General features: G+C 60.4%; 27 protein-coding genes. 21 read left to right on the top strand and 6 right to left on the bottom strand.

Annotated elements, in window-relative coordinates:
• The first annotated feature begins 48 nt into the window (after positions 1-48).
• From ppsA to H597_RS0105675, 7 genes are all read left to right on the top strand, one after another.
• The gene (gene ppsA / locus H597_RS0105645) at positions 49-2,475 is read left to right on the top strand and encodes a phosphoenolpyruvate synthase (RefSeq protein WP_083940955.1); all 2,427 of its coding nucleotides are present in this window, start codon (positions 49-51) and stop codon (positions 2,473-2,475) included.
• A 75-nt stretch (positions 2,476-2,550) separates the two neighbouring features.
• On the top strand, positions 2,551-2,970 hold the full coding sequence (locus H597_RS0105650) for an NfeD family protein (protein ID WP_028101279.1): 420 nt from the start codon (positions 2,551-2,553) through the stop codon (positions 2,968-2,970).
• A 13-nt stretch (positions 2,971-2,983) separates the two neighbouring features.
• Positions 2,984-3,904: an SPFH domain-containing protein gene (locus H597_RS0105655; protein WP_028101280.1), complete on the top strand. Its 921-nt coding sequence runs from the start codon at positions 2,984-2,986 to the stop codon at positions 3,902-3,904.
• Positions 3,905-4,040: 136 nt separating this feature from the next.
• On the top strand, positions 4,041-4,463 hold the full coding sequence (locus H597_RS0105660) for a DUF4259 domain-containing protein (protein ID WP_028101281.1): 423 nt from the start codon (positions 4,041-4,043) through the stop codon (positions 4,461-4,463).
• Complete coding sequence (locus tag H597_RS0105665; RefSeq protein WP_028101282.1) at positions 4,460-5,539, top strand: hypothetical protein; 1,080 nt, start codon at positions 4,460-4,462, stop codon at positions 5,537-5,539. Before H597_RS0105660 ends, H597_RS0105665 begins: the two co-directional genes overlap by 4 nt.
• Before the next feature lie 10 nt (positions 5,540-5,549).
• The gene (locus H597_RS0105670) at positions 5,550-5,798 is read left to right on the top strand and encodes a DUF1272 domain-containing protein (RefSeq protein WP_028101283.1); all 249 of its coding nucleotides are present in this window, start codon (positions 5,550-5,552) and stop codon (positions 5,796-5,798) included.
• Positions 5,776-6,621 (top strand): NAD-dependent protein deacetylase, encoded by an 846-nt coding sequence (locus H597_RS0105675; RefSeq protein WP_028101284.1) that lies wholly within the window; start codon positions 5,776-5,778, stop codon positions 6,619-6,621. Before H597_RS0105670 ends, H597_RS0105675 begins: the two co-directional genes overlap by 23 nt.
• Here the strand turns inward: H597_RS0105675 and H597_RS0105680 are convergent.
• From H597_RS0105680 to smpB, 3 genes are all read right to left on the bottom strand, one after another.
• Positions 6,602-7,141: a FlgO family outer membrane protein gene (locus tag H597_RS0105680; RefSeq protein WP_028101285.1), complete on the bottom strand. Its 540-nt coding sequence runs from the start codon at positions 7,139-7,141 to the stop codon at positions 6,602-6,604. The two genes, H597_RS0105675 and H597_RS0105680, sit on opposite strands and share 20 nt — an antisense overlap.
• Positions 7,141-7,809, bottom strand: coding sequence for a hypothetical protein (locus H597_RS33105; protein WP_028101286.1), 669 nt, complete (start codon positions 7,807-7,809; stop codon positions 7,141-7,143). The genes H597_RS0105680 and H597_RS33105 overlap by 1 nt, the downstream gene beginning before the upstream one ends.
• Positions 7,810-7,911: 102 nt before the next feature.
• Entirely contained in the window at positions 7,912-8,361 is a 450-nt protein-coding gene (smpB, locus tag H597_RS0105690) for an SsrA-binding protein SmpB (protein WP_028101287.1), read from the bottom strand.
• Between the two features lie 67 nt (positions 8,362-8,428).
• Between smpB and H597_RS0105695 the strand changes: the two genes are divergently transcribed.
• On the top strand, positions 8,429-8,860 hold the full coding sequence (locus tag H597_RS0105695; protein WP_028101288.1) for a type II toxin-antitoxin system RatA family toxin: 432 nt from the start codon (positions 8,429-8,431) through the stop codon (positions 8,858-8,860).
• Positions 8,853-9,134 carry an RnfH family protein gene (locus H597_RS0105700; RefSeq protein WP_028101289.1) on the top strand — a complete coding sequence of 94 codons (282 nt, stop codon included), beginning with the start codon at positions 8,853-8,855 and terminating at the stop codon, positions 9,132-9,134. The genes H597_RS0105695 and H597_RS0105700 overlap by 8 nt, the downstream gene beginning before the upstream one ends.
• A 68-nt stretch (positions 9,135-9,202) precedes the next feature.
• Here H597_RS0105700 and H597_RS0105705 read toward each other — a convergent pair whose 3' ends face one another.
• Positions 9,203-9,718 (bottom strand): DUF4124 domain-containing protein, encoded by a 516-nt coding sequence (locus H597_RS0105705; RefSeq protein WP_161630576.1) that lies wholly within the window; start codon positions 9,716-9,718, stop codon positions 9,203-9,205.
• A 175-nt stretch (positions 9,719-9,893) separates the two neighbouring features.
• Between H597_RS0105705 and guaB the strand changes: the two genes are divergently transcribed.
• The 7 genes from guaB (at position 9,894) to H597_RS0105740 (ending at position 19,115) form a co-directional block, all read left to right on the top strand.
• Positions 9,894-11,354 carry an IMP dehydrogenase gene (guaB, locus tag H597_RS0105710; protein ID WP_028101291.1) on the top strand — a complete coding sequence of 487 codons (1,461 nt, stop codon included), beginning with the start codon at positions 9,894-9,896 and terminating at the stop codon, positions 11,352-11,354.
• A 53-nt stretch (positions 11,355-11,407) separates the two neighbouring features.
• On the top strand, positions 11,408-13,009 hold the full coding sequence (guaA, locus tag H597_RS0105715) for a glutamine-hydrolyzing GMP synthase (protein WP_028101292.1): 1,602 nt from the start codon (positions 11,408-11,410) through the stop codon (positions 13,007-13,009).
• 190 nt (positions 13,010-13,199) lie between these two features.
• The gene (locus H597_RS0105720) at positions 13,200-13,994 is read left to right on the top strand and encodes an SMI1/KNR4 family protein (protein ID WP_028101293.1); all 795 of its coding nucleotides are present in this window, start codon (positions 13,200-13,202) and stop codon (positions 13,992-13,994) included.
• Positions 13,995-14,035: 41 nt separating this feature from the next.
• The gene (locus tag H597_RS0105725) at positions 14,036-14,632 is read left to right on the top strand and encodes a hypothetical protein (RefSeq protein ID WP_028101294.1); all 597 of its coding nucleotides are present in this window, start codon (positions 14,036-14,038) and stop codon (positions 14,630-14,632) included.
• Between the two features lie 512 nt (positions 14,633-15,144).
• A complete protein-coding gene (locus tag H597_RS0105730) occupies positions 15,145-16,038 on the top strand; it encodes a c-type cytochrome (protein ID WP_035373151.1) in 894 nt (297 codons plus the stop codon).
• 64 nt (positions 16,039-16,102) lie between these two features.
• Positions 16,103-18,226 carry a DNRLRE domain-containing protein gene (locus H597_RS33815; RefSeq protein ID WP_083940956.1) on the top strand — a complete coding sequence of 708 codons (2,124 nt, stop codon included), beginning with the start codon at positions 16,103-16,105 and terminating at the stop codon, positions 18,224-18,226.
• 64 nt (positions 18,227-18,290) lie between these two features.
• Positions 18,291-19,115 carry a tetratricopeptide repeat protein gene (locus H597_RS0105740; protein WP_028101296.1) on the top strand — a complete coding sequence of 275 codons (825 nt, stop codon included), beginning with the start codon at positions 18,291-18,293 and terminating at the stop codon, positions 19,113-19,115.
• 82 nt (positions 19,116-19,197) lie between these two features.
• Here the strand turns inward: H597_RS0105740 and H597_RS33820 are convergent, their stop codons facing one another.
• Positions 19,198-20,349 carry an extracellular catalytic domain type 1 short-chain-length polyhydroxyalkanoate depolymerase gene (locus H597_RS33820; protein WP_028101297.1) on the bottom strand — a complete coding sequence of 384 codons (1,152 nt, stop codon included), beginning with the start codon at positions 20,347-20,349 and terminating at the stop codon, positions 19,198-19,200.
• A 160-nt stretch (positions 20,350-20,509) separates the two neighbouring features.
• Here H597_RS33820 and H597_RS0105750 point away from each other — a divergent pair, with 160 nt between their 5' ends.
• The 5 genes from H597_RS0105750 (at position 20,510) to H597_RS29850 (ending at position 23,983) form a co-directional block, all read left to right on the top strand.
• A complete protein-coding gene (locus tag H597_RS0105750) occupies positions 20,510-20,779 on the top strand; it encodes a hypothetical protein (RefSeq protein ID WP_028101298.1) in 270 nt (89 codons plus the stop codon).
• Positions 20,780-20,797: 18 nt separating this feature from the next.
• The gene (locus tag H597_RS0105755) at positions 20,798-21,427 is read left to right on the top strand and encodes a hypothetical protein (protein WP_028101299.1); all 630 of its coding nucleotides are present in this window, start codon (positions 20,798-20,800) and stop codon (positions 21,425-21,427) included.
• 146 nt (positions 21,428-21,573) lie between these two features.
• On the top strand, positions 21,574-21,888 hold the full coding sequence (gene groES, locus H597_RS0105760) for a co-chaperone GroES (protein ID WP_028101300.1): 315 nt from the start codon (positions 21,574-21,576) through the stop codon (positions 21,886-21,888).
• Positions 21,889-21,915: 27 nt separating this feature from the next.
• Complete coding sequence (gene groL / locus H597_RS0105765) at positions 21,916-23,520, top strand: chaperonin GroEL (protein WP_028101301.1); 1,605 nt, start codon at positions 21,916-21,918, stop codon at positions 23,518-23,520.
• Between the two features lie 172 nt (positions 23,521-23,692).
• A complete protein-coding gene (locus H597_RS29850; protein WP_154667971.1) occupies positions 23,693-23,983 on the top strand; it encodes a hypothetical protein in 291 nt (96 codons plus the stop codon).
• A 29-nt stretch (positions 23,984-24,012) separates the two neighbouring features.
• Here H597_RS29850 and H597_RS29855 read toward each other — a convergent pair whose 3' ends face one another.
• The gene (locus tag H597_RS29855) at positions 24,013-24,450 is read right to left on the bottom strand and encodes a DUF3761 domain-containing protein (RefSeq protein WP_035373155.1); all 438 of its coding nucleotides are present in this window, start codon (positions 24,448-24,450) and stop codon (positions 24,013-24,015) included.
• Positions 24,451-24,526: the final 76 nt, after the last annotated feature.

The raw sequence follows: 24,526 nt of genomic DNA on the forward strand, positions 1-24,526 counted from the left end.
TGCCGCGCGCACCTGCGTAAAGATTTTTATCATCAAAAAGGTGTCTTTATGACTAACGCAGCATTGAAGGAGCAATCCGACGGGGTGTATGTCGCCTCGTTCGAGAATTTGCGCATGACGGATGTCGAATCCGTCGGCGGCAAGAACGCATCCCTGGGGGAGATGATCTCCCAATTGGCCGGCGCCGGCGTGCGCGTGCCGGGCGGTTTTGCCACCACTGCACAAGCCTTCCGCGACTTCCTGTCGCACAGCGTCGACGGCGGCCCATCCCTGGCCAAGCGCATCGCCGACCGCCTTGAAAACCTGGACGTCGACGACGTGCGCGCCCTGGCCGCATCGGGCGCCGAGATCCGTCAATGGATCGTCGCCACCCCGTTCCAGCCGCGCCTGGAAGCCGAAATCCGCGCCTTCTACGACAAGCTGGTCGCCGACTCGAGCACCGAAGTGTCCTTCGCCGTGCGCTCCTCCGCCACCGCGGAAGACCTGCCTGACGCATCCTTCGCGGGCCAGCAGGAATCCTTCCTGAACGTGGTCGGCATCGACAACGTGCTGGAAGCGATGAAGCACGTGTTCGCATCGCTGTACAACGACCGCGCGATTTCCTACCGCGTGCACAAGGGCTTCACCCATGCCGAAGTGGCGCTGTCGGCCGGTGTGCAGCGCATGGTGCGTTCCGACACGGGCGCGTCGGGCGTGATGTTTACCATCGATACCGAATCGGGCTTCAAGGACGTGGTCTTCATCACCTCCAGCTATGGCCTGGGCGAGACCGTGGTGCAGGGCGCCGTGAACCCGGACGAATTCTATGTCCACAAGCCGATGCTGGAGCAGGGCAAGTCCGCCGTGATCCGCCGCAATATCGGCTCCAAGCTGATCAAGATGGAATTCACCAACGAAGCCAAGGCTGGCCGTTCCGTGAAAACCGTCGATGTGCCGATCGAGATGCGCAACCGCTACTCGCTGGTCGACGCGGAAATCGTCGAACTGGCCAAGTACGCCATGATCATCGAGAAGCACTACGGCCGCCCGATGGATATCGAGTGGGGCAAGGACGGCCGCGACGGCAAGCTGTACATCCTGCAGGCGCGTCCTGAAACCGTGAAATCGCAGCAGAAAGCCACCGACTCGCAGCAGCGCTTCAAGCTGAAGTCGACCGGCACCGTGCTGACCTCCGGCCGCGCCATCGGCCAGAAGATCGGCGCCGGCCCGGTGCGCGTGATCCATGACCCGAGCGAAATGGAACGCGTGCAGCCGGGCGACGTGCTGGTCGCCGACATGACCGACCCGAACTGGGAACCGGTGATGAAGCGCGCCTCGGCCATCGTCACCAACCGCGGCGGCCGTACCTGCCACGCAGCGATCATCGCCCGTGAACTGGGCGTGCCGGCGGTGGTCGGCTGCGGCGACGCCACCGACGTGCTGAAGGACGGTAACTTCGTGACCGTGTCTTGCGCCGAAGGCGACGAAGGCAAGATCTACGACGGCCTGCTGGAAACCGAGGTATCCGAAGTCCAGCGCGGCGAACTGCCGCCGTTGAAGACCAAGATCATGCTCAACGTGGGCAACCCGCAATTGGCCTTCGACTTCCAGTCGGTGCCGAACAACGGCGTGGGCCTGGCCCGCCTGGAGTTCATCATCAATAACAATATTGGTGTGCACCCGAAAGCGATCCTGGAATACCCGAACATCGACGCCGACCTGAAAAAGGCGGTGGAATCGGTGGCCCGCGGCCACGCTTCGCCGAAGCAGTTCTACATCGACAAGCTGGCCGAAGGCATCGCCACCATCGCCGCCGCCTTCTGGCCGAAGAAGGTGATCGTACGCCTGTCGGACTTCAAGTCCAACGAGTACAAGAAGCTGATCGGCGGTTCGCGCTACGAGCCGGACGAGGAAAATCCGATGCTGGGCTTCCGCGGCGCCGCGCGCTACCTGTCCGAAGACTTCGCCGCCGCCTTCGAAATGGAATGCGTGGCAATGAAGCGCGTGCGCGAAGAAATGGGCCTGACCAACGTCGAAATCATGGTGCCGTTCGTGCGCACCCTGGGCCAGGCGGAAAAGGTGGTCGGCCTGCTGGCCAAGAACGGCCTGAAACGCGGCGAGAACGGCCTGCGCGTCATCATGATGTGCGAAGTGCCTTCCAACGCCGTGCTGGCCGAGCAGTTCCTGCAGCACTTCGACGGCTTCTCGATCGGCTCCAACGACCTGACCCAGCTGACCCTGGGCCTGGACCGCGACTCCGGCATGGAACTGCTGGCGGCCGACTTCGACGAACGCGATCCTGCGGTACAGGCGCTGCTGGGCATGGCCATCTCCGCCTGCATCAAGCTGAACAAGTACATCGGCATCTGCGGCCAGGGTCCTTCCGATCACCCCGAGCTGGCCGTATGGTTGATGCAGCAGGGGATTGAGACCATGTCCCTGAATCCGGACTCGGTCATCGACACTTGGCAGAAACTGGCAGAAATGCAACAATAAAGCAACGATAAGCCTCGTTGCACGGACCCTCGCGGCCTTGTCGGCGGCGGGGGTTTTTTACTTTTGGAGGTTGCGATGTCTGACTGGATGTTGTGGGCGACCGGCGCTGGCCTGCTGGTCATCCTGGAACTGTTTAGCGGTACCTTTTACCTGCTGATGATCGCCATCGGCATGGGCGCGGGAGCGCTGACATCGTTTGCGCGCGTCGACATGCCGGGCCAGATGCTGGTGGCCGCCCTCGTCGCCGCGATTGCGACGCTGCTGCTGCGGCGCAGCCGCTTCGGCAAGACGGCCCAGCCGCCGGCATCGGCTAACCCCGACGTCAACCTGGACATCGGCCAGACCGTCAACGTGCCCGCCTGGCAGGGCGGTGCGGCGCGCGTGATGTACCGGGGCGCATTGTGGGATGTGGAACTGGCGCCGGGCGAAGCGGCCGCGCCGGGGGTATTCAGGATTCGCGAAATTCGCGGCAGCCGGCTGATCGTCGGCGCATAACAAGGAGAAGTGCATGGAAATCAGTTTCGGCAGCGTCACACTGGTTATTTTCGTAGTGGCCCTGGTGTTTGTCTTCAAGACCATCAATGTGGTGCCGCAGCAGCACGCCTGGGTGGTCGAACGCCTGGGCAAATACCACGCGACGCTGGGCCCCGGCCTGAATATCGTGGTGCCGTTCATCGACCGCATCGCCTATAAACACGTGCTCAAGGAAATCCCGCTCGACGTGCCATCCCAGGTCTGCATCACCAAGGACAATACGCAGCTGCAGGTGGACGGCATCTTGTATTTCCAGGTCACCGATGCGATGCGCGCCTCGTATGGTTCCTCGAACTATATCGCAGCGATCACGCAGCTGGCGCAAACGACGCTGCGCTCGGTGATCGGCCGCATGGAGCTGGACAAGACTTTCGAGGAACGCGACCACATCAACTCCACGGTGGTGAACGCGATCGACGAATCGGCCGCCAACTGGGGCGTAAAAGTGCTGCGCTACGAGATCAAGGACTTGACGCCGCCCCAGGAGATCCTGCACGCGATGCAGGCGCAGATCACGGCGGAGCGGGGCAAGCGCGCCCTGATCGCCGCATCCGAAGGGCGCAAGCAGGAGCAGATCAATATCGCCACCGGCGAGCGGGAAGCGGCGATTGCCCGCTCCGAAGGCGACAAGCAGGCCGCCATCAATCGCGCGCAGGGCGAAGCCGCCGCCATCCTGGCCATCGCCGAGGCCACATCGGGCGCGCTGAAGCAGGTGGGGCAGGCGATCCAGCAGCCGGGCGGCGAGGCCGCGATGAACCTGAGGGTCGCGGAACAATACGTCGACGCCTTCGGCCAGCTGGCCAAGACCGGCAACAGCCTGATCGTCCCCGCCAACGTCGGCGAAATGAGCAGCCTGATCGCCACCGCCCTGCAAGTGGTCAAGACACAGAAATGACAGCCGGGCCCGTGGCAACCTTGGGGTCAGGCTCTTTGCTTGCCACGCGTGGCAAGCAAAGAGCCTGACCCCAAGGTTGCCACGAGCCCTACCGTAATTGCGTACAATGCTGCCTTATATTGAAACGGAGGCGCATGTGGGAACCTGGGCTGTTGGTCCATACGGAAATGATTTTGCGCAGGATTGGGCGCAGGATTTGCAGGAGTCGAAGGACCTCTATTTTATCGAGGACACGCTGAATAACGTGCTGAAGGCCGAAACCACCGAGTATCTGGAGGCGCCGTTCGGTGCCGAGGCGCTGGCGGCCGTGGAAGCCTGGGCGCGCTTGCAAGGCAAGGGCGGCGCGCAGGACGAGGATTCCGCAGCCGTCGATGAATGGGTGGCCGCGGTTCAGGCGAAATTGAGCAAGCCGCGCGCGGATATTGCCGATAAGGCGCAGCGCGTTCTGGCGCTGGTGCTGTCCGACGCTTCCGAATTGCGCGAGCTGTGGGAAGACAGCGAACATTTTGATGAATGGCGCGCTAGCGTGACCGACCTGCAGCGCAGGCTGTCGGCATGATGCGTTTGATCGCAGCGGCGCTGGCATCGGCCGCATTGGCTTCTTCCGCGCTGGCCACCGATGCCGCCACCGATGCCGCCATCAGCGCCCGCATTGCCCAGATCCGCGCCTTGCCTGCTGCGGCCAACGCGGCGACCGCCGGCGCACAGCGCCGCGAACTCGACTCCGCATGGCGCTTCTTTGGCGATGTCCGCGAGGACGCCATCCCTTTGCTGCGCCGCGAATTGGCAGCGGAGTTGCGCGCCGCACGCCCGAGCCAGCAGTTGCTGCTGGATGCGGCCTGCTTCCTGCTTGCCTATGGCGCCGATTCCGATAGGCCGTTGGCGCTGCAGGCGGCGCTGGCCATCAACCCGGACGCGCTGTTGGACCGTCCGCAGCTGTTCCGCCTGATGCACGCCGCAGCGGCCAGCCGCGATGTGCGCCTGCTGCCCCTGATCGATCGTGCATTCCTGCGCCATGACGTCTCCATCCCTTTGCCCCAGCAGGGCAGCAGCATCGATGAAACCGGCGTGCGCGCGCTGCTGTATGGCCGATTCGGCCTGGCCGGCGAGCGCCATCTTGCGGCCCAGTTGCGCGATGGTGCCTTGACCAAGCCGGTGCTGGATGTGCTGCAGTTGCTCGGTTCTCCCGATAGCACGCCGGCCGTTGCGCCGCTGTTGCAAAACCAGGACATGGACGTATTGACCCGGGCCGCCGGCTTCCTGATGCATAACGGCGGTCCGCAAGGCAGGCAGGCCCTGCTTGCCCTCAAATTGCAAGGACTGCCGAAGGCGGCCGTCGAATTCCTGGCGCCGATGCGCCAGCAGCTGATGCAATCGCCGGCGCCGCAGGTTGGGCAGGGCGCTTTGCCTGACGCCGAAGTCCGGCGCCAGCTCGATGCGCTGGAGGCCGCCAACGGCTCCTATGATGGCGTGGATCCAGCGGCGATTGCGCGTTCGCGCTTGCCCAAGCAGGAATTGCTGGAGCGCCTTGGGCGCATCCGCGAGCGTAGTTTTGCGCGCCCGACTAATGAGGCGCTGGCGGATATCGAGACCACCAGTGCCTTGCTGAACGCGGTAAGTTACCGCGACCATTAAAGGAGCCCCCATGCTGCAAATGCGACCCAACTGTGAGTGCTGCAACAAGGACCTGCCGCCCGGCGCACAGGACGCCTTGATCTGCTCATTTGAATGTACATTCTGCGCGGACTGCGTGAACGACAAGCTGCACGGCAAATGCCCGAATTGCGGCGGCGATTTCGCGCCACGCCCCACCCGCGCGGCGGAGAAGCTGGACAAATACCCGGCGTCCATCGAACGGATCTTCAAGCCGAATGGATGCGCTACCGCCGACTGAGGAAGGACTGGCGCGTTTCCTGATGCGCCACAGCCGCGTCCTGGCCCTGACCGGGGCGGGCCTGAGCACCGCGTCCGGCATCCCCGGCTATCGCGATGAGGAGGGTGTGCGGCGCGGCCGTGCGCCGATCCAGGGACCGGAGTTCCGCCGCAACGATGCGGTGCGCCGCCGCTACTGGGCGCGCAGCATGGTGGGCTGGGCGACGATCTCGCGCGCCGAGCCGAATGCGGGTCACCGTGCAATGGCGGCGCTGGAGGCTGGCGGACACCTGCATAGCGTCATTACCCAAAACGTGGATGGCCTGCACCAGCGCGCCGGCAGCCGGCGCCTGATTGAATTGCATGGCAACCTGCACCACGTAAGCTGCCTGGCGTGCCAGGCGCGTTATTCGCGCGCCAGCCTGCAGCCGCAGCTGGAGCGCGACAACCCGGAATTGGCCAATATGCTGGCCCGGCCGCTGCCCGACGGCGATGCCGCGGTGGAGCCCGATGCGCTGCAGGACTTTCGCGCGCCCGTGTGCGCGGCCTGCGGCGGCGTGCTGATGCCCGACGTTGTCTTCTTCGGCGATAACGTGCCGGCGCAGCGCACCGCGCAGGCGCTGGCCGAGATGGAGGCGGCGGATGCGCTGCTCGTGGTCGGTTCGTCGCTGATGGTGTTTTCGGGCTACCGCTTCTGCCGCATGGCGGCTGCGGCAGGCAAGCCGATTGCGGCCATCAACGCCGGCAAGACCCGGGCCGACGATCTGATTGCGCTCAAGCTCGCGTTGCCCGCGCAGGAGGTCCTGCCAAGGCTGGTGGATCTGCTTAGCGCGCCATCAGCATAGAACGTACCACGCCGTCCTTGGCCAGTACGAAATCGTTGGCCGCGAGCACCTGGTTGGTTTGCGGATGCACCACTTTGATGTTGACGAAGACCGCCTCGCTGGTCTCGGCGTAGGAGCCGACCACTACCGCCTGCGCATTGTGGTTGTGCGCCACTTCGCCCACTTCGCGTGTCAGCATCATTTCGCCTTGCTGGCGTTTCATGTAGACCGAGGTGCGCAGTTTCATCTCCAGCATGCGCAGGCCGCCTTGCGCCAGGCGCGTCGAAATCTGCTCCGATACCAGGCGTCCCAGCGTGGAACTCTGGTCCAGCGCATCGATATTCACCACGGTTGCCATGATCAGGGGCTTGTCGGCCACCAGGCGTCCGCCCAGCTGGGCGAGCAGCGCGTCCGCGGCCTGGTAGTTCGCCGCCACGAATTGATTGGACGTGGTCTCGGCGTATTTGTTGGCCGGTGGTTCCTGGAACAGGGAGCAGCCGGCCAGGGGCAGCAAGAAGGCAGTCAGGGCAAGGGCGCGCATCAGCGGTCTCCCTTCACAAGGAAGCCGGTGCTGGCCTGCGGCGACCCGGCGGCGGCCTCCGCGGGTGTCAGCGCCTCCTTGATGCCGTACAGGCCACGGTCGTCGTCGGAAACGTAATAGGCATTGGTGGAGCGTGCGAAATAGCGGTATTGGTCGCTGACCGAAACGGTAATGATCAATTCAGTGCGCGGTGTCTCGCCGGGCGCATAGGCGCTGCGGTCCTTCTTCGCCGGATTCTCCTTGGCCTCGGACCAGACGCCGCTGGCCAGCAGGCTGCCGGTGAACCAGGGACGGTACTGGGTGCGGTCGGGGCCGAAGGTCAGCGCCTGCACGTCCAGGTCGATGCGCAGGGCGCCGGCCGGTGCGCGTGACACGACATAGCCGTCATTTACCAGCGAGGAAATGATCTGGGTGGTCAGGGCGCGCTGGAACGGCGTTGCCTGGGGATTCTCATGGATGAAGAAGGGCTGCTGCGGCGCTTTCTTCATGTCTTCCACCAGGCGCTGCTCAAGATGCCTGGCGATGGCGCCCCAGTGGGCCGCGGCCAGCAGCTTGTTTTGTTCGGCGGAGGGGAAGTTGGTTGCCAGCGGCGCCGGCGTGTAGGGCGCCGCGGTGCAGCCGGCCAGCAAGGCCGCTGCCAGGATAGCGCTTGTCGTTTTGCTCAGCATGGTCAGCCCCTCCGGCGTCAGGCAATCAACGCCAAAGTGTAGCACGCGCATTTCTGGATAGAAACAAAACGCCTGCACCGTGGCGCAGGCGCGACGCCCCGCTTAGCGGCTGTGCTGCTTCATGGCTTGCTGGACTTCGCGGCTGGCATCGCGATCTTTCTCCGATGCACGCTTATCATGCTGTTTCTTGCCCTTGGCCAGGCCGATCTCGCATTTGATGCGGCCGCCTTTGAAGTGCAGGTTGAGCGGCACCAGGGTGTAGCCGGAGCGTTCCACTTTACCGACCAGCTTATCGATTTCCTGGCGGTGCAGCAGCAGCTTGCGGGTGCGCACGGCTTGCGGGCTGATATGGGTGGATGCGGTCGGCAGGGCGCTGATGTGCGCGCCAAACAGGTACAGTTCGTTATCGCGGATGGTAACGTACGCTTCCTTGATCTGAACGCGCCCATCGCGGATCGCCTTGACTTCCCAGCCTTCGAGCGCGATTCCTGCTTCATATTTGTCTTCAATGAAGTAGTCGTGGAAGGCTTTGCGATTATCGGCAATGGACATGGGTAAAAATGCGTGGGTCGGTTAAACTACGGGTTCTTTGGACAACATCATAGCAAACGGTTACTCAATGGCAGTAGTGCACAAGTCGGTATTCCTGGGATACAGCGCCGAGCAAATGTTTGATTTAGTGGCAAAGGTCGAGGATTATCCCAAATTTTTGCCCTGGTGTGGCGGCGTTGATGTCCGCGAGCGGGGAGAGAACCATGTTGTGGCCAGTGTTGGGATCAATTTTCATGGTGTGAAGCAGCATTTCACGACGTCCAACGCGAATACCCCATTCAGTGAAATCCGCATGAAGCTGGTCGATGGCCCGTTCAAGACCCTCGACGGGACCTGGACTTTCAAGGCATTGCGCGACGATGCCTGCAAGGTCGAGCTGGACCTGCATTACGAGTTTTCCAGTAAGCTGCTGGAGCAGGTGATCGGCTCCGTATTCAGCATGATCGCCAACAGCATGGTCGACTCTTTCTGCAAGCGCGCCGAGACCGTCTATGGCTGAACGCATCAAAATCACCGTGTGCTATGCGCCGGCAGCGCAGCCCATCCTGTATGCGCTGGAGGTGGATGCGGGGACGACCATCGGCCAGGCCATCGAAATCAGCGGCATCCTGCAGGAAGCGCCGGAAATCAACCTGGTGACCATGCCGGTCGGGATTTACGGCAAGAAGAAAACACTCGATACCGTGCTGCGGGCCCGCGACCGGATTGAAATCTATCGCGCCTTGATCGCTGACCCGAAAGACGCCCGCCGCCGGCGCGCCAGGAAGGCTTGATGTAAAACGCCATCGAGCGCGCTGTCAAGCGCCGTCTCGATGGCGTGGCCCGGAATCCGGGGTCCCGCTTACTTGCAGGTCTTGTTGTAGGCGTCGCGGCTTTCCTGCAGCTTCCTGGAACGTCCTTCGTCGGACATGAAGCCGCGCTCGCCGTTCGCACCCATTTCGGAAACGCGCATACCGCTTTCGAGCATCCCGATATTGGTCTTAGCTTCAGAGCAATATTTGGCTTTCTCTTTCTCGCGCTTGGCTTCTTCGTCCGCCTTGGCGGTCTTCTCGGCCGAATCCTTCTGGCGCTTGTTGTAGTCGGCGTTGCGCTCGGCCAAAGTCGCTTTCTGCGGGGCCTTGCCTTCCGCTTGCGCGGCGTCGTCGCCGCTGGCGGCCGGCGCATCGCTTTGCGCGTCGGGAATGACTTGACCGCGCGGAGCCTTCAGGATCCGTTTGGACGGAGTGCCCGGCGGCGGCGGCTGGTCCGAGAACTGTTTCACGCCTTTTTCATTTACCCACATCCATTGGGCCTGGGCGAGGGAAGTGCAGGCGATCAGCGCAGTTGCCAGCACAAATCGGGTAATTCGTTGATTCATTGGGACAATTCCTTGGATGAGAATGCACATTTCACCGCGAAATCCAGTTGTTGTCAAATTTATTTCCCAAGAGAATTGTTGAGTCTGAGGGCCGGCGCGCCTGTGCGTAGAAGAATTGCCATGACGAAAGCGCCTGTTTTCTGTATAATCTACTTTTGCGCCTATAGGAAATACTATGCGTCTGCTCCAAAAAGCACTCACCTTCGATGACGTGCTCCTCGTCCCCGCGTATTCCAACATCCTGCCTGCGGATACGTCCCTCAAGACTCGCCTGACCCGTAATATCTCGTTGAATATTCCTCTGCTGTCCGCAGCAATGGATACCGTCACCGAAAGCCGTCTGGCGATCGCCATGGCGCAAGAGGGCGGCATTGGCATCATCCACAAGAACCTGAAGCCGAAAGACCAGGCGCGCGAAGTGTCCCGCGTCAAGCGTTTCGAGGCCGGCGTTCTGCGCGACCCGATCACCATTCCGCCGGACATGAAGATCCGCGAAGTGATCAAACTGACCGAGCAATATGGTATCTCCGGTTTCCCGGTGGTGCAGGGCAAGGAAGTGGTCGGCATCATCACCAACCGCGACCTGCGCTTCGAAAAGGAACTGGACGCCGAAGTGCGCGCCAAGATGACCCCGCGCGAAAAGCTGGTGACCGTGACTGAAGACGCCAGCACGGAAGAAGCCAAGCGCCTGATGAACAAGCACCGCCTGGAGCGCGTGCTGGTGGTGAACGAAGCGTTTGAACTGCGCGGCCTGATCACCGTGAAGGACATCCAGAAGTCCACCGAGCACCCGAACGCATCGAAAGACCAGCACGGCAAGCTGCTGGTTGGCGCGGCCGTCGGCGTCGGCGCGAAAGACGAAGAACGCATCGACCTGCTGGTCGCGGCAGGCGTGGACGTGCTGGTGGTGGACACCGCCCACGGCCATTCCCAGGGCATCCTGGACCGCGTGAAGTACATCAAGACCAAGTACCCGCACGTTGACGTCATCGGCGGCAATATCGCCACGGCCGCCGCGGCGAAGGCGCTGGTTGAATACGGCGCGGACGCGGTCAAGGTCGGCATCGGCCCCGGCTCCATCTGCACCACCCGTATCGTGGCAGGCGTGGGCGTGCCGCAGATCACCGCGATCTCCAACGTCGCCGAAGCACTGGCTGGCACCGGCGTGCCATGTATCGCCGACGGCGGCATCCGCTTCTCGGGCGATATTTCGAAAGCACTGGCGGCCGGCGCCTCCACCGTGATGATGGGCTCCATGTTCGCCGGCACCGAAGAAGCGCCGGGCGAAGTGATCCTGTACCAGGGCCGCTCCTACAAGTCCTACCGCGGCATGGGTTCCCTGGGCGCGATGGCCGACGGTTCGGCCGACCGCTACTTCCAGGACGCCAGCGCCAAGCAGGACAAGTTCGTACCGGAAGGCATTGAAGGCCGCGTGGCCTACAAGGGCTCCGTGCTGGCGATCCTGTTCCAGCTGGTGGGCGGCGTGCGCCAGTCCATGGGCTACTGCGGTTGCGCCACCATCGACGAGCTGAAAGAGAAGGCGGAATTCGTCGAGATCACGTCGGCCGGCATGCGCGAATCGCACGTACACGACGTCCAGATCACCAAAGAAGCGCCGAACTACCGCTCGGAATAAGTCACTCCGCAAAGCGGCGACCAAGGTCGCCGCAATTTTTTTTTGCCCCCGCTATGCACTCAAAAATCCTCATTCTTGATTTCGGTTCCCAGGTGACCCAGCTGATCGCACGCCGCGTGCGCGACGCGGGCGTGTTTTCCGAGGTGTACCCGTACGATGTAGACGACGAATTCATCCGTAACTACGGCGCCTCGGGCATCATCCTGTCCGGTTCCCACAACTCCACGCTGGAAGGCGATTCCCCGCGCGCACCGCAAGCCGTCTTTGAAATCGGCGTGCCGGTACTTGGCATCTGCTACGGCATGCAGACCATGGCCGCGCAGCTGGGCGGCAAAGTGGAAAACGGCTTGGTGCGCGAATTCGGCTACGCTGAAGTCCGCGCCCGCAACCACACCGCGCTGCTGAACGGCATCAACGACTTCGTCACCGACGAAGGCCACGGCATGCTGAAGGTCTGGATGAGCCATGGCGACAAGGTGCTGGACATGCCGCCTGGCTTCAAGCTGATGGCCTCCACCGACTCCTGCCCGATCGCTGGCATGGCCGACGAAGACCGCAAGTTCTACGCGGTGCAGTGGCACCCGGAAGTGACCCACACGGTGCAGGGCAAGGCCATGCTGGGCCGCTTCGTGCACGAGATCTGCGGCTGCAAGGCCGACTGGAATATGCCGGACTACATCTCCGAAGCCGTGGAAAAGATCCGCGCGCAAGTCGGCACCGATGACGTGATCCTGGGCCTGTCGGGCGGGGTCGACTCCTCGGTGGCTGCGGCGCTGATCCACCGCGCCATCGGCGACCAGCTGACCTGCGTCTTCGTCGACCACGGCCTGCTGCGCCTGAACGAAGGCAAGATGGTGATGGACATGTTCGCCAAGAACCTGGGTGTGAAAGTGATCCAGATCGACGCGACCGAACAATTCATGGGCCACCTGGCCGGTGTCACCGATCCTGAGCAAAAGCGCAAGATCATCGGCCGCGAGTTCGTGGAAGTGTTCCAGGCGGAATCGGGCAAGCTGGTGAACGCCAAGTGGCTGGCGCAAGGCACCATTTACCCTGACGTGATCGAATCCGCAGGCAAGGGCAAGAAAGGCCAGACCATCAAGTCGCACCACAATGTGGGCGGCCTGCCGGAAACCATGAAGCTGCAGCTGCTCGAGCCGCTGCGCGAATTGTTCAAGGATGAAGTGCGCAAGCTGGGCGTGGCCCTGGGCCTGCCGCACGAGATGGTGTACCGCCATCCGTTCCCTGGCCCGGGCCTGGGTGTGCGTATCCTGGGCGAAGTGAAGAAGGAATATGCCGACCTGCTGCGCCGCGCCGACGCCATCTTCATCGAAGAACTGCGCAATACGCCTTACGAGGGCGCATCGATGCCTGGCGAAGAAGCACCGAAGAACTGGTACGATGCGACGTCCCAGGCTTTCGCCGTGTTCCTGCCGGTGAAGTCGGTGGGCGTGATGGGCGATGGCCGTACCTACGATTACGTCGTGGCGCTGCGTGCTGTGCAGACCCAGGACTTCATGACCGCGCACTGGGCGCACTTGCCGCACGAGCTGCTGGGCAAGGTCTCCAATCGCATCATTAATGAAGTCCGGGGGCTGAACCGCGTGGTGTATGACATCAGCGGTAAACCGCCGGCGACCATTGAGTGGGAATGATTCCTTGACTGGCAGAGGCAGGCGACTGCCGGTTCTTGGATGAGACTAGGCCCCTGATTATCAGGGGCTTTTTCTTTTTCGTCGCGGCTAAAGAATTGCAATCCAAATACAGCGGTTTTCGTACGAACTTCCGGAAGGGATGCCGACTCCAACATCCCTGAGGTAACCTTGAGAATTTAGATTAAATTATATGGAACAGCTCAACAGCGTCATACGCACCCAACTGCAACGCGACCTGATTCGTGATGAAGCTTTGCCGTTCATGCAGGAATTCTGTCGAACGACCAACTTAGAACGATCAATTCTCGACCAATTCGGTCGACCCGGCGCTGAGTTCATCGTCAGCTTAAATAATCTCGTCCCGGCATTCGATGCCACTTGCCCGTGGCAGATTGAAGGTCTAGACGCCCTTGACGTTGTAGGCAAGGTGCTGGCGCCATTGCGCAGGTTGCTTCCGAACTTTGTATCCACGCTTCAAGAACGTGTCCGTTGGGTCATACCTGCACGCAGCGGGGATGAATGGAAGCTTGTCTATCTTGTTGATCGGGCGCTTTACGATGGCAGGCCATACTACGAGCTGATAGTGGGAGGCGCTCCAAATGCCACGCCGAGACTCTCGGATAGGGCGAAGTCCTTGGGATGGACGGTACCGCAGTCGATGCAAGAACTTTGTCTTGTGCATGATGGCTTCGGTGCGCATGATGGCGGAATACTTGCTAGTCGTCTTATTGTGGATTTGGGCGAAGTCATGGATCCGATCGCGAAGGAGCAAGGATTCGTTCCGGACGATTACGAGTTTCAAGATCTGCTTGAGTTTTGCCCGGACGGTGCGGGTAATTGCCAAGCGTTTCATCGTCAGAGTAGGGATGATGCGGATCCGCTCACGGTCGACTGGGATCACGAAACACGTGAGATTTCTGGCGGGATGCCTTTTTTTGAATTTGCTGATGAAAGGTTATTGGCCCAGATTCTGGACGAAGAGTGATCTCATGCCAAAGAAGCGGCCATATCCTTATAGGAAAAACGATGCTCCAATTCGCTAAAACACTGCACGGCTATCCGCTGTTAGCCGTGGCGGCACTCGCTCTGCTGACTGCGACAGGTGCTGCAAGCGCTTCAACAACGCAAGAGATAAATGCCGCATTGAGGAAATATGGCTTTGAATACCGCGAAGCCGAACGGCCATACGGTTTGCCGATAAAGGCCAACCTGTCCCGGGTGAACATTGGCGACGAGACCTATGAACTGGACTTAGCCAGCCCTCTTACTAGGCAGGGCGTAGATAGCGCGATCAACTACTATTTGTTGCGGCATGCGGCCAATGAACTGCACGTGATTAGCATGCTGGTGGGCGAACCGACGGGAAATATCAAAGTCGACCCGAAAAAGGCTTTGGTGGATGAACTGCGTTCGGATCTCATCAAGCCCCCCTTTGAATCATGGCGCGCCCAACTTGAGCCCTTCAAATACAAAGGCGTCACCATCGAAGTGGACTGCGACTTCCACTTTGTGCAACTGAAAGGAAAATACTACCAGCTGTACTTCAAGGACAGCGGTTTGTACAAAACAAGCTACGAGCCAAGTTGCGACGTCCGACGTAGTGACTACCGTCATACCAACTGAGACTGTGCGCCCGCCAGATCAGCCGCGCGCGAGATCAATCGGGGCAAGGGATAGCAAAATTATCATTGAGCTTTGATTATGGCCGTGCGTTTGGTTGCCGAATTCCCCCACCTCATCGACCTGCTATGGTCGCTGATTCTCAAGGATCAAACTTACGCAGTTGCTAAAGCGATTAGCGGTCGAAAGTAGACATTTCGCGGCGGAGACGGGCAGGGCGAAGCTTGATTCGTTCGCGAGCTACGTGGGGCGCGCCTTGCGGCGCGTCACGGCGTGGGTGCCTACGGCCGCGAGCTGCCGTCAGTCAGTATGAACGTCACATCAACTTCAGCCCCAAGGCTGCATGCGGTGGAAGGGGGAAAACCGCCTTGGACTGCATGATCAAGGGTATTTGATCCGGGCCGTCAAGGCCCGACGTCCCCCTAGTCCAGTATCAAACTCCTCCTCGAGCTGTAATTGAGGTGTCATTTTGGTTCGGTACTGTTCGTGGTTTCCCCCTTTTTCCAACCATTTCTATGATCGACAAAAAATCGGTTGCAGCCGGGCGCAAATATCCATTCCAAGGCACAGTGCTTTCCGCACTCGCGTCCATGGCGATCGCTGCATCGCTGCTTTATCTAAGCGCGTTGCAAGACACATCGGCACAGGAAGGTATTCGACCCGCATACACAGCCGATTTTGTTGCGAAGATGCTTGACTATGTCTCGCGTGACTATGCTCTCGCCGTATCGAACGGAAAGATTATCGATAACGATGAATACATCGAACAACTCGTCGTTAGCCGTTCCGCACTGGAAGTTAGTGACCAGATCAAAGCGATCAGGTCACAGCCGGCCATTCGTGGAGACATTTCCAGGCTCATCGAGCTGATCAATGAAAAAGCGCCGACCGAAGCGATTAAGAAGCAGGCGTTGAAAGCGCGTGATGCCATCTATGTGGCAGCCGGAACGGCTACCGCACCGCGCAATTGGCCGAGCCTGATCCATGGCAGGCAGGTCTTCGCGGCGAACTGCGCTTCCTGCCACGGCGCCTCGGGCGACGGCCGAGGCATCGCAGCGCAGACGCTGCCTTCGACTCCCATGAACTTCCTCGACTCCGCGCGCATGGCGTCCATGTCGCCATTATCCGTCTTCAGCTCAGTCAAATTGGGCGTTCAAAACACTGCAATGCCGAGCTTCTCTTCCTTGTCCGAAGACGAGTTGTGGGCTGTGTCTTTTTACGTGCTTTCGCTCAGGCCACGTATGGATTTGCCCGTCACAGCCAAGCTTGACCCGACGGCCGCAGATCTTTGGCTGAAGGCAGCTGCCACGCTTCCTGATGAGGATTTGATGCAAACGCTGCCTGGGTCTTCCAGTGAGCGCCTGAAGTCGCTGGCGCTGCTCAGAACCCATTCCGCAGACCGCAACTGACCCGCACGTACCGAAACTGTTCTACAACCCCAAGATATGGAGGGAACACATGCTAAATAGTAGAATGCGCCGCCTTTTGCAGTCCTGCATCTTACCCCTTATTCTGCTTTCGCCATCGCTTACATTGGCTGCGACGGTAGTACGCGGGCCTTACCTGCAAAGTGCGACCACCGATAGCATCACGGTGCGATGGCGTACGGATACTGCTACCGATAGCCGTGTCCAGTTTGGCACCAGTTCCGGTAGCTTGACATCGCTCGCGTCCAATGCCGCGTCCACCACTGAACACGTCGTCAAACTGACCGGCCTCACCGCGGGCACGAAATACTTCTACAACGTCGGCTCTAGCAGCGCCACGCAAGCTGGCGATGCCACGTACTATTTCAAAACGTCGCCGACGACTGGTTCCTCGCTGCCCACTCGTATCTGGGTGATCGGCGATGCGGGCACAGGCAGCACCGGGCAGGCCGCTGTGTACAACGCCTACCGCAACTACACCGGAAGCACCTACACGGACTTCTGGATGATGCTCGGCGATAACGCCTACAGTAGCGGTACCGATGCAGAATACCAGACCAAGATGTTCAATATGTACCCGGAGATGATGCGCCAATCGCCATTGTGGGCCACGATCGGCAACCACGACGGCGTCAGCGCCGACTCGGCGACGCAGACCGGACCATACTATGACTGGGTCACTTTCCCGAAAAACGGCGAGGCTGGCGGCGTCGCTTCCGGCACCGAGGCCTATTACTCGTTTAACTATGGGAATATCCACGTCGTCGTGCTCGACTCGCTCCAGAGCAGCCGTTCCACCACCGGCGCGATGATGAACTGGATGAAAAACGATCTGGCGAATGTCACCGCCACCTGGCTGATCGCCATCTGGCACCATCCTCCCTACACCAAGGGATCGCACGATTCGGACACCGAGACCAACCTGATTGAAATGCGCAAGAACTTCCTGCCGGTGCTGGAGAACTATGGCGTCGACCTGGTTCTCACCGGGCATAGCCATTCGTACGAACGCTCGAAATTCATCGACGGGCACTATGGCCTCTCGAGCACCTACAACAGCTCTTATGAAAAAAACGGCGGTAGCGGCCGCGTCGATGGGACGGGCGCGTACACCAAAGCGGGCAGCCTGCCGCATTCCGGCGCAGTCTATTCCGTCGTCGGTGCGTCCGGCCAGGTCAGTGGGGGCACCTTAAACCATCCAGCCATGTTCTTGTCGCTGAATGAAATGGGGTCGATGATCCTTGATGTTTCCGGCCCAACCATGGAGATCAAGTATCTCAATAACAATGGCACCGTGCGTGATTATTTCACCATCAGCAAAGGCAACACATCGCCTACCGTTCCTGCGGCGCCTGGTGGTTTGGCGGCAACTGCCGCCTCGCAGTCCGCCATTAATCTGGCCTGGACCGACAATTCCAACAACGAAACCGGCTTTGATATCGAGCGTTCGAGCGACAGTATCACCTGGGCAGCGCTGGCCTCGGTCGGCAGCAATATCCAGTCTTACGCCAATACCGGGCTGTCCGCCAGCACAAAGTACTACTACCGTGTACGCGCCAAGAACAGCGCCGGCAACTCGGCCTATTCCAATGTAGCCAACGCGACGACGTTGGCTGCGGGTAGCACTACTGTGACGGTGGATCTGCGCGATGGCTTGAATGGTTACGCCGGCACCCAGGATACCTATGTTGCCAGTGGCGTGACCGGTGCTAACTTCGGCACCTCTGCCGCCGTGCTGGCCGATGGGTCGGACGGCAGCAACGGGGAACTGGTCTCCCTGCTCAAATGGAGCTTGACAGGCATCCCAAGCACCGCTGCCGTCAATTCCGTTCGTGTGAATTTGCAGGTCTTCAACCCGACCGCCGGCACTTACCGGCTCTATGCTCGAAACGCGGCCTGGAGCGAAAGCACCGCCACCTGGGCCAACGCAAACATCGCCGGCAACCAGGGGACCGAGATCGGCAGCTTTGCGCCGAATGCCAACGGGCTTTACACGATTACGCTCAACTCGGCAGGCGTCGCCCTGGTGCAGGGCTGGTTGAACGGCACGGTAGCCAATCATGGCCTGACCATCCGCTCCAGCGGCACTGCTGACGGCATCGACTTGCGCTCGCGCGAATATGGCACTGTCTCGCAGCGTCCGACCTTGAGCATTACCTATCAAAATTAATCGGTAGTGATGTGTTCGAATTTGGCGGGGGAAGAATCCCGCCGTTTCTTTTGTTGAGGATCCCATGATGCAGTTCAAACACCTGTTATTCGCTCTGTTCTTTTTCTGTGGACAGGCGCTGGCGCATGGCTCCTTGCACAGCCAGATTCAGGAGCTCACCAGAACGATGCAGAGGGAAGGGAAAAGCGCGAAGCTGCTCGTCCAGCGTGGAAGGCTTCAAATGGAGCATGGCGCTGACAAATCCGCTACCCAGGATTTCCTATTGGCCCTGAAGCTGGACCCCAACGAGCGGTCCGCCCACTATTACTTGGCTGAACAGGCCTTCAATCAGAAGAAACTGCACGATGCGCGGCGGCATGCCGAAAAATTCCTGGCGATGTTGAATGGGGAGCCAGGCGCGGTAGAACGTGGCCAGAGCCTGTATGGGCAGATTCTCTTCGAGCAGAGGCAGTACCGTGCGGCGGCGGCGGCGTTCCGCCTCGCAGTCGAGCAGGCAGCGGAACCGTCGCCTGAGCATTACTTGCTCCTTGCCGAAGCGCAGAGCAGCGCGGGCGCAAATGTGGAAGCGCTTTCCAGCCTGGATGATGGAATGCAAAAACTTGGGATGTTGAACGTGCTGCAAGACAAAGCCATCAGCCTGAACATCGAATCAAAAGCGTGGGACGAAGCTTTGAATCGCCTGGATGCCTTGATAGTGCGAGGCCAAGGTCTGCCTGAGCTTTATCTTCGCAAGGCAAGGATACTGCTCGCCGCGGGACGCCAGCCGTCGGCGCAAGAGGCGGTGCAAGTGGGGTTGGCCTCACTTGACCAGATCACGGTTGCGCGACGTGAGACCCCGGCAATGAGGCAGTTGCACGCAGAGTTAATTGCACTTCAAACCGAGCGCTGATCGCCTGGGTGCTCAATGAGAGGAACTACCGGACCTCGGACCGGTCGTAGGGCAATCGCACACTGATTGCTAATGCTCGCATTTAACGCCGGTGCTTGCCGAAGAAGCTGACGACCATGAGGCTGGCATCGGGCCCCGTCGCGGCATGGAAGCGCTCCGACGGATCGCCGCCGCTCCATTCATGGCCAAGCCCGGTGATGCGGACAACGCGCACAATTGGTTTGCTGCCGGCCAGGTAATCGTGGGTTTCGCAGGCATTTCGAGTTCCACCGCGGCCGGGCGGTTTGCGGGTGATGCGCTGATCAGGGCCACGGGTCGGCATATTGTTGATCCTGAGCCATTGTCGCGTCAGTTGATCCTGGTTGACCGGGTGTACTGCCATGTCGTGATCGCCATGGATGAGCATGGCTGGCATAACAGGGAACATGGAGGCGCCCGCAAGTGGCGAGCGCATAGCGTGACGTTCGATTACCTTGTCGATAGCGGCATCATGGCTCGATCCAGAGCCGTGACGCATGACGCGCAAGCCATCGATAGCATTGCGGCCGGCACCGAACACCGGACCGGAATGCAGGCCGACAGCCGCAAACAGCGTCGGGTGGTTGAGTGCCAAGATTGCCGCCATCCCGGCACCGGCGGAAATGCCGGAAGCATAGATGCGGCGACGGTCGATTCTGTGCTGGGCACAGATCATTTCTATCAGCGCGACCAGCGCACCGGCTTCGCCGCCTCCTTCTTGAACTGTCGGGCTGTACCAACGCCAACAGCGGTGTGCCTGAACACTCAGGGATTGCTGCGGGTAGAGGACGGCGTATCCCTTGCTCTCCGCAAGATGATTCATGCGGGTGCCTTTGGCGAACTGGGTGGCGCTCTGGTGGCACCCATGGAGCATCACAATCAGCGGCCAGCCATGGCGCGTGACGGCGGCTGGGATACGATCGGGGATATAGAGCCAATAGTTCAACCGCAACGGATGCCCTTCAGGAGACTGTTGGGAATCGGCGTAGTCGCTAGCGGTCCATTTGCCCGGTGCGGAGGTGACATCAGGGCGCTTGTTTGGGCGGACCTCGAGAATCTGCTTACGCTGCCGGGATTTCTTTTGCCCCGGAGTCGCCGCGCGTTTCGCGCTTCCTGGTGCCGTGGCTGCGGCAAGGCTGGAAATGAGTTTGTGCTGCGCTTTTCCTGCTCGCAGGAGATTACGCAAGAATCGCGACACTGAGCCTGCTTTTGCCATGGAGAACTCCGCTCGGATATGCTGCACTGCGGAATGGTATCTGGTACCCGGTTGTCTCCGCGCGCGATTGTTCAGCGCGAAATGAGCATGTGGAGATCTTGATTTTCGCGCATGGGGTCCCTAGATAATTGGCCCTGTTATGTATTCATGAGGTGTAACTATGGAACATGAAGAGGCGTTATTCGAAAGTTTGGCGACCCTACGGGCCGCCCATGACAAAGCCAGCAGGTTGATGGCGGAAATCGCCCTATTAGGGGCGCGTGCATTGAAAGGACGCGGCAATGCACCGTCACTGCTTCAGCTGCAAAACTATATGCAGGCACTGGAGCTGGCGCAGCGGCAGGCCGCCCATTGCGAGGAACTGTTGCTGGGCGGTGCTGCCCAAACCACGCCGGACGCGGCGGCAGGCGGCAGGCTCCACGTGCATTGAGCGAGCGGAGGACTTGTCATGCAGATTTTTGATGCAGTCTCTGCGCAAATTTCCGCCATGGGCTTACCGCTCTTTGCTGTCAGTGCTACGCGCGCCGAGTGGCCCGACACCCCATTGCTGCTCTTTCTGCACTGGCATGGATTCCGCCGCGCGACGCCTTTGCAGTTGGAGGGCGTGCCGATGCCGGCACGCGCGGTGCCCAGTTCGGCATTGAAATTCGAGGGTCCCGGGCTGAGCACCGCGGCGGCAGATGCAGCCTTGTTGGACACTGCATGGCGGCTGGGGGCGTGGCAACTTGAGCGACAGCAACTGCGTGCTTGCAGTACCGCGGGCGCGCCAGAGGGGGAAGCGTTTGCCTGCCGGCTCGCGTTCGGTGACAACGCCGCCGGCTACCCGGATGAGCACATGTTGGGCGAGCATCTGGATGTGCGCCGGGCGCAGATGGAGCTGGCGGCGCGGCGCGGCTACCTGCAGTGGTTGTTCCAGCCTGTCAAAGGCGGTGTCTGGGCCGGTATCGGCCCTCTCGACGACAGCCTGGGAGCGGACGGCGGACGGCCGTCCGATTGCCCGGTGCGACCGTTGCCGTCAGCGCCCGGCAAGCGTGTGGTGTACAAGCTCGGCCATCACAATCAACTGATCCTGCCATGAAACATTTTGTTACAAACTGCCTGCCGCAGCGTCTTGAAAACGAACTATCGAAAACATATTTCCAGAAACGCTGAAGTCTGGCTCCAGCATTGTTCTGGACCGATTCACTTTTTAGATGATCTGACCACCATTTGGAGATTGAAGAGATGAATATTCGTCCCCTCTATGACCGGGTTATTGTGAAGCGAATTGAAAAGCAACGCCAAACAGCCTCCGGTATCGTCATTCCCGATTCTGCCACCGAGAAACCCGAGCAGGGCGAGGTGATAGCGGCGGGCCAGGGCCGCGTCTTGCCGGATGGCACCCTGCGTCCGCTGGCCGTCAAAGTCGGCGACTCTGTCCTGTTCGGCAAGTACGCCGGCCAAGCCGTCAAGCTCGACGGTGATGAATTGCTGGTGCTGCGCGAGGAAGACATCCTCGGCGTGATCGAACACGCCGCAGCCAACGCCAAAGCCGCCTGAGTCCAATTCGTTTTAGGGAGTAAGAACATGACTGCAAAAGACGTTCAATTCAATGAGGACGCCCGCACCCGCATCGTGAAGGGCGTCAATGTGTTGGCCAACGCCGTCAAGGTCACGCTGGGCCCGAAAGGCCGCAACGTGGTGATTGAGCGCAGCTTCGGCGCCCCGACAATTACCAAGGATGGTGTTTCGGTCGCCAAGGAAATCGAGTTGAAAGACCGGCTGGAAAACATGGGGGCGCAAGTGGTAAAGCAGGTCGCCTCCAAGACCGCCGATGTGGCGGGCGACGGCACCACCACCGCCACGGTACTGGCCCAGGCCATTGTCCAGGAAGGGATGAAATACGTAGCGGCCGGCATGAACCCGATGGACCTCAAGCGTGGCATCGACCAGGCGGTCGCGGCAGCGATTGCGGAGCTGAAGGCGATCTCGCGCCCCATTGCCACCGGCAAGGAGATCGCGCAGGTTGGCGCCATCTCGGCGAACTCCGACAGCGCCATCGGCGACATCATCGCGCAGGCCATGGAGAAGGTCGGCAAGGAAGGCGTCATCACGGTTGAAGACGGCAAGTCGCTGGAAAACGAGCTGGATGTGGTGGAAGGCATGCAGTTTGATCGCGGCTACCTGAGCCCGTACTTCATCAACGATCCGGACAAACAGTTGGTGCGCCTGGACGATCCGCTGATCCTGCTGTGCGACAAGAAGATCAGCAATATCCGGGAACTGCTGCCTGTGCTCGAGCAGTCGGCCAAGGCGGGCAAGCCGCTGTTCATTGTCGCGGAAGACGTGGAAGGCGAAGCGCTGGCGACGCTGGTGGTGAACTCGGTGCGCGGCATCCTGAAAGTTGCCGCCGTCAAGGCGCCGGGCTTCGGCGACCGGCGTAAGGCCATGTTGGAAGATATCGCCGTGCTGACCGGCGCCACCGTCATTTCGGAAGAGATGGGGCACACGCTGGAGAAAGCCGGCATGGAACACCTGGGCAGCGCGAAGCGTATCGACGTGCAGAAGGACGCTACCACCATCATTGACGGCGCCGGTGAGCGGCATCGGATCGATGCGCGGGTGGCCGCCATCCAGGCCCAGATCGAGCAAGCCACCAGCGACTACGACAAGGAAAAGCTGAAAGAGCGTATCGCCAAGCTGGCTGGCGGCGTCGCTGTGATCAAGGTCGGTGCCGCCACCGAAGTGGAAATGAAGGAGAAGCGTGACCGTGTGGACGATGCACTGCACGCTACCCGGGCTGCGGTGGAGGAGGGCATCGTTCCCGGTGGTGGCGTGGCCCTGCTACGCTCGCGTGCCGCGATCACCCAGCTGAAAGGCGCCAATGCCGACCAGCATGCCGGCGTGCAGATCGTGCTGCGCGCATTGGAGGCGCCATTGCGCGTGATCGTCTCGAATGCCGGTGAAGAACCGTCCGTGGTCGTGGCCAAGGTGGCCGAGGGCAAGGGCAACTTTGGTTACAACGCCGCCACCGGCGAGTATGTCGACATGGTGGAAAACGGCGTGATCGACCCGACCAAGGTCACCCGCACCGCGCTCCAGAACGCTGCCTCCATCGCCGGCCTACTACTGACGACGGAAGCGACGATCGCCGACGCTTCTCCTGAAGTGACGGCTGCCCAGGCTGCCTGATCGGGCTTGGCAAACGGGGTCATGTCGGGCGCCAGTCATGACCCCGCTGCGCTGCTGTACATCCAGCTTGAAATTGCTGCCGAAATCAGAAGCAAGCGGTAAAAAACTGAGCTAGGGCCCCGATTTTTCAGGGGCCTTTTGCTGTTACATATTGCATCGATGTAGCAGCCTCATGTTCTGCATGCTGAGTCACGCGGTTGACGTGACTCATGTCCATGTGGAAGATCAAGCAAGCCCCTCAGTGGCGCATACCGGCCGAAACTTCTTCGCGGCATTTGCTGCGGGAATGGTGCGGGGAGATGGATTCTTCCATTCGCTGCTGGAAGGCGGTGAAGGCATCCTCACCGGCAAGGTAACGGCCGCCTTGGCCGAGCGCGTGGGCGTCGACACTTCGACGGCATCGACCATGGCTGCGGCGGCAACCCCTTATATCGCGGCCTTTCTAAAAGAAAAGCTCGCCTGAGCGAGCTTTTTCCTGATGGCCGTTCCGCCTTACTTGGCGCAGGCTTTGCCGTGCGAGCCGTGGAAGCCCTTTGCTTTGGCATCGGCTTCGGTCATGTACTCGCCGGCCTTGGTCTTGCCGTAGTAGCGGTCGCCTTCACAGTGGTACACCTTGGTCGAGGCGTTAGCCCACACTTTGCCACCACCTCCTCCCGCAGCTGCCTGGGCCGGAGGGGAGGACTTTGCGGCCGGGGCGGCAGCTGGTGGTGCGGCGGCTGGAGCCTCAGCCGGTGCAGTCGAAGCGGCAGAAGCCTTTTTATCGACACCGCCATGACCACGGCAAGCGCCTTTCATGGTGGCGCCGCTAAATGGCGTGCCATCCTTGCAGGTTGCGGTGACTGTACCCGTTGCATGAGCCTCTTCGGCTTGTGCAACGGCGGCGAAAGAGAAGGAAGACGCGATTGCCAGCGTAAGCAGAATTTTTTTCATAACTGACTCTCCAACAGACACGAACATACGTGTGTGATTCGATAGTATTTTAATTTCGAAACTATTGAAAGCCTTC

The sequence above is a fragment of the Pseudoduganella violaceinigra DSM 15887 genome, assembly GCF_000425385.1.
GTDB lineage: Bacteria > Pseudomonadota > Gammaproteobacteria > Burkholderiales > Burkholderiaceae_D > Rugamonas > Rugamonas violaceinigra.

What these genes read in the sequence shown, in the direction of transcription:
- ppsA (WP_083940955.1), top strand. Translation starts at nt 49, where the DNA reads ATGACTAACGCAGCATTGAAGGAGCAATCCGACGGGGTGTATGTCGCC.
- H597_RS0105650 (WP_028101279.1), top strand. Translation starts at nt 2,551, where the DNA reads ATGTCTGACTGGATGTTGTGGGCGACCGGCGCTGGCCTGCTGGTCATC.
- H597_RS0105655 (WP_028101280.1), top strand. Translation starts at nt 2,984, where the DNA reads ATGGAAATCAGTTTCGGCAGCGTCACACTGGTTATTTTCGTAGTGGCC.
- H597_RS0105665 (WP_028101282.1), top strand. Translation starts at nt 4,460, where the DNA reads ATGATGCGTTTGATCGCAGCGGCGCTGGCATCGGCCGCATTGGCTTCT.
- H597_RS0105670 (WP_028101283.1), top strand. Translation starts at nt 5,550, where the DNA reads ATGCTGCAAATGCGACCCAACTGTGAGTGCTGCAACAAGGACCTGCCG.
- H597_RS0105675 (WP_028101284.1), top strand. Translation starts at nt 5,776, where the DNA reads ATGGATGCGCTACCGCCGACTGAGGAAGGACTGGCGCGTTTCCTGATG.
- H597_RS0105680 (WP_028101285.1), bottom strand. Translation starts at nt 7,141, where the DNA reads ATGCGCGCCCTTGCCCTGACTGCCTTCTTGCTGCCCCTGGCCGGCTGC.
- H597_RS33105 (WP_028101286.1), bottom strand. Translation starts at nt 7,809, where the DNA reads ATGCTGAGCAAAACGACAAGCGCTATCCTGGCAGCGGCCTTGCTGGCC.
- smpB (WP_028101287.1), bottom strand. Translation starts at nt 8,361, where the DNA reads ATGTCCATTGCCGATAATCGCAAAGCCTTCCACGACTACTTCATTGAA.
- H597_RS0105695 (WP_028101288.1), top strand. Translation starts at nt 8,429, where the DNA reads ATGGCAGTAGTGCACAAGTCGGTATTCCTGGGATACAGCGCCGAGCAA.
- H597_RS0105700 (WP_028101289.1), top strand. Translation starts at nt 8,853, where the DNA reads ATGGCTGAACGCATCAAAATCACCGTGTGCTATGCGCCGGCAGCGCAG.
- H597_RS0105705 (WP_161630576.1), bottom strand. Translation starts at nt 9,718, where the DNA reads ATGAATCAACGAATTACCCGATTTGTGCTGGCAACTGCGCTGATCGCC.
- guaB (WP_028101291.1), top strand. Translation starts at nt 9,894, where the DNA reads ATGCGTCTGCTCCAAAAAGCACTCACCTTCGATGACGTGCTCCTCGTC.
- guaA (WP_028101292.1), top strand. Translation starts at nt 11,408, where the DNA reads ATGCACTCAAAAATCCTCATTCTTGATTTCGGTTCCCAGGTGACCCAG.
- H597_RS0105720 (WP_028101293.1), top strand. Translation starts at nt 13,200, where the DNA reads ATGGAACAGCTCAACAGCGTCATACGCACCCAACTGCAACGCGACCTG.
- H597_RS0105725 (WP_028101294.1), top strand. Translation starts at nt 14,036, where the DNA reads ATGCTCCAATTCGCTAAAACACTGCACGGCTATCCGCTGTTAGCCGTG.
- H597_RS0105730 (WP_035373151.1), top strand. Translation starts at nt 15,145, where the DNA reads ATGATCGACAAAAAATCGGTTGCAGCCGGGCGCAAATATCCATTCCAA.
- H597_RS33815 (WP_083940956.1), top strand. Translation starts at nt 16,103, where the DNA reads ATGCGCCGCCTTTTGCAGTCCTGCATCTTACCCCTTATTCTGCTTTCG.
- H597_RS0105740 (WP_028101296.1), top strand. Translation starts at nt 18,291, where the DNA reads ATGATGCAGTTCAAACACCTGTTATTCGCTCTGTTCTTTTTCTGTGGA.
- H597_RS33820 (WP_028101297.1), bottom strand. Translation starts at nt 20,349, where the DNA reads ATGGCAAAAGCAGGCTCAGTGTCGCGATTCTTGCGTAATCTCCTGCGA.
- H597_RS0105750 (WP_028101298.1), top strand. Translation starts at nt 20,510, where the DNA reads ATGGAACATGAAGAGGCGTTATTCGAAAGTTTGGCGACCCTACGGGCC.
- H597_RS0105755 (WP_028101299.1), top strand. Translation starts at nt 20,798, where the DNA reads ATGCAGATTTTTGATGCAGTCTCTGCGCAAATTTCCGCCATGGGCTTA.
- groES (WP_028101300.1), top strand. Translation starts at nt 21,574, where the DNA reads ATGAATATTCGTCCCCTCTATGACCGGGTTATTGTGAAGCGAATTGAA.
- groL (WP_028101301.1), top strand. Translation starts at nt 21,916, where the DNA reads ATGACTGCAAAAGACGTTCAATTCAATGAGGACGCCCGCACCCGCATC.
- H597_RS29850 (WP_154667971.1), top strand. Translation starts at nt 23,693, where the DNA reads ATGTTCTGCATGCTGAGTCACGCGGTTGACGTGACTCATGTCCATGTG.
- H597_RS29855 (WP_035373155.1), bottom strand. Translation starts at nt 24,450, where the DNA reads ATGAAAAAAATTCTGCTTACGCTGGCAATCGCGTCTTCCTTCTCTTTC.